The following is a 2,856-nucleotide window of genomic DNA, read 5'->3' as shown; positions in this document are numbered from 1 at the left end:
AAAGGTCGTCTGAAAACCTTTTCAGACGACCTTTGTGCCACCATATCGCGCTATGTGGCGGGTGAATGGACGTTATAGTGGATTAACAAAAATCAGGACAAGGCGACGAAGCCGCAGAAAGTACAGATAGTACGGAACCGATTCACTTGGTGCTTTAAGCACCTTAGAGAATCGTTCTCTTTGAGCTAAGGCGAGGCAACGCCGTACTGGTTTAAAGTTAATCCACTATACTTTCGCCCACACCGGCCGAATAAAATATCATCAGGGAACACATCATGATCAACCTTTTAATCATTACCCACGAGGCAGTAGGCGAAGCCTACCGCAGCCTGACCCATCATTTCTTCCCCACGGGAATGCCGGAAAACATCCGCATCCTCGGCGTAGAGCCTGACGAAGACCAAACCGACATCATCAACAATGCCATCGCCGCGCTGCAAGAGTTTCCTGAAAACCACGGCGTATTGATTATGACCGACATCTTCGGCGCGACGCCGTGCAACGCCGCGCGCAGGCTGGTTCGTGCGGGCAAATCCGCCATCCTGACCGGACTGAACGCGCCGATGATGATTAAAGCGACCCAATATTCGCCCATGGCGGAAGACCTCGCCGCCTTTACTGAAACGGTCAGGGAAGCCGCCGTCAAAGGCATTTTCGCCATCACTGCCGAACCGGAAGATTTGGTGTGCAAACAGCACGCCGAAGCCGTCTAACCCAACCACACGTTTTCAGACGACCCCGCTCACCCGAAAGCCGAACATGCAAAAACAACAAATCGAAATCATCAACAAACTCGGACTCCACGCCCGCGCTTCCAGCAAATTCACCCAAACCGCGTCTCAGTTTCAAAGCGAAGTCTGGGTAACGAAAAACGGAAGCCGCGTTAACGGCAAAAGCATCATGGGCTTAATGATGCTCGCCGCCGCCAAAGGCACGGTCATCGAGCTGGAAACCGACGGCTTGGACGAAGTCGCCGCCATGAAGGCATTGACTGATTTAATCAACGACTACTTCGGCGAGGGCGAATAATGAGTATCGTGCTGCACGGCGTTGCGGCGGGTAAAGGCATCGCCATCGGACAAGCCCACCTGATTACGCGCGGCACGGCGGAAGTGCCGCAATACGATGTTTCAGACGACCTCATCGATGCCGAAGCCGCCCGTTTCGATGCCGCCATCAAAGCCACGCGCAAAGAATTGGAACAGCTGCGCAGCGCGATTCCCGAAAACGCCCCGACCGAATTGGGCGCGTTCATCTCGCTGCACCTCATGCTGCTGACCGACGTTACCCTCTCGCGCGAACCCGTCGATATTTTAAAAGAACAGAAAATCAACGCCGAATGGGCGTTGAAACAGCAAAGCGACAAGCTCGCTGCCCAGTTCGACAGCATCGAAGACGACTATCTGCGCGAACGCAAACAAGACATGCTGCAAGTCGTCCGCCGCATCCACAACAACCTCGTCGGACAAAGCAACGACTTAAACCTCAACGAAGGCTTGTTTGAAGACACCATCCTGATTGCCCACGACCTCTCGCCCGCCGACACCGTCCTCTTCAAAGAGCAGCGCATCACCGCTTTCGTTACCGACGTCGGCGGCCCAACCAGCCACACCGCCATCTTAGGCCGCAGCCTCGACATCCCTTCCGTCATCGGGCTGCACAACGCCCGTAGGCTCATTACCGAAAACGAAACCGTTATCGTCGACGGCATCAACGGCGTCCTTATCATCGATCCGGACGAAGTCGTCCTCAACGAATACCGCCGCCTCGCCCGCGAATACCGCCTCCACAAGCGCGAACTCAACAAGCTCAAAAAAACCGCCGCCACCACCGCCGACGGCATCAACATCGAGCTGCTCGCCAACATCGAATCCGCCGAAGACATCAAAGCCCTGCACAACTTCGGCGCAGACGGCGTCGGACTTTTCCGCAGCGAATTCCTCTATCTCAACCGCGACACCATGCCGTCTGAAGACGAGCAGTACGAAGTGTACAGCGCGATTGTGAAAAAAATGAAAGGCAAAAGCATCACCATCCGCACCGTTGATTTGGGCGTGGACAAAAACCCACGCTGGTTCGGTCAAAATTCCACCCCCAACGGCAGCCTCAACCCCGCGCTCGGACTTCCCGGCATCCGCCTGTGCCTCGCCGAACCCGTCATGTTCCGCACCCAAATGCGCGCTATCCTCCGCGCCGCCGCCCACGGTCCCGTCCGCATGATGTGGCCGATGATTACCTCCTTGTCCGAAGTGCGCCAATGCCTTATCCACCTCGACACCGCCCAACGCCAGCTCGCCGAACGCGGCGAAACCTTCGGCACGGTCAGCGTCGGCTGCATGATTGAAATCCCTTCCGCCGCCATGACCGTCGGCAGCATCCTGAAACTGACCGACTTCATCTCCATCGGCACCAACGACCTAATCCAATACATCTTGTCGGTTGACCGCGGCGACGACAGCGTCAGCCACCTCTACCAGCCAGGCCATCCCGCCGTGTTGAAAACCATCCAGCACATCATCCGCACCGCCAACCGCATGGAAAAAAGCGTCTCCATATGTGGCGAAATGGCAGGCGACACCACCTACACGCGGATGCTGCTGGGCATGGGGCTGCGCCGATTCTCCATGAACCCCAACAACCTGCTCCCCGTCAAAAACATCATCCTGCACAGCAACACCGCCCTGCTCGAAACCGAAACCGCCAAAATCCTCCGCAGCGAAGACTCGGAAAAAACCGAAAAGCTGTTGAAATTACTCAACAGCGCGGAACACGAAGAAGAGCGGCCGGAAGAAGACAGCCCGATAGCGCAGGCGTAAACAAGGTTTCTATAGTGGATTAACTAAATCAGGACAAGGC

Annotated in this window: 3 protein-coding genes; all 3 read left to right on the top strand. The window is 56.0% G+C overall.

The genetic code is table 11. The annotated features are described in order from the left end of the window. The first annotated feature begins 275 nt into the window (after positions 1–275). The 3 genes from HMPREF2572_RS04865 to ptsP are packed head-to-tail and all read left to right on the top strand — an operon-like array spanning position 276 to position 2,816. Positions 276–713: a PTS sugar transporter subunit IIA gene (locus HMPREF2572_RS04865; protein ID WP_070496480.1), complete on the top strand. Its 438-nt coding sequence runs from the start codon at positions 276–278 to the stop codon at positions 711–713. Positions 714–759: 46 nt separating this feature from the next. After that, positions 760–1,029, top strand: a complete 270-nt coding sequence (locus HMPREF2572_RS04860; protein WP_003742589.1) for an HPr family phosphocarrier protein — start codon at positions 760–762, stop codon at positions 1,027–1,029. Continuing rightward, the gene (gene ptsP, locus HMPREF2572_RS04855) at positions 1,029–2,816 is read left to right on the top strand and encodes a phosphoenolpyruvate--protein phosphotransferase (RefSeq protein ID WP_070496479.1); all 1,788 of its coding nucleotides are present in this window, start codon (positions 1,029–1,031) and stop codon (positions 2,814–2,816) included. Before HMPREF2572_RS04860 ends, ptsP begins: the two co-directional genes overlap by 1 nt. Positions 2,817–2,856: the final 40 nt, after the last annotated feature.

The sequence above is a fragment of the Neisseria sp. HMSC064E01 genome (genome assembly GCF_001808875.1).
Classification (GTDB): Bacteria; Pseudomonadota; Gammaproteobacteria; order Burkholderiales; family Neisseriaceae; genus Neisseria; species Neisseria sicca_A.
Note: the sequence above shows the minus strand (reverse complement) of the source record. Positions and strands in the feature narration are given on the sequence as shown.

Coding starts and splice junctions, on each gene's coding strand:
- HMPREF2572_RS04865 (WP_070496480.1), top strand. CDS start 276: ATGATCAACCTTTTAATCATTACCCACGAGGCAGTAGGCGAAGCCTAC.
- HMPREF2572_RS04860 (WP_003742589.1), top strand. CDS start 760: ATGCAAAAACAACAAATCGAAATCATCAACAAACTCGGACTCCACGCC.
- ptsP (WP_070496479.1), top strand. CDS start 1,029: ATGAGTATCGTGCTGCACGGCGTTGCGGCGGGTAAAGGCATCGCCATC.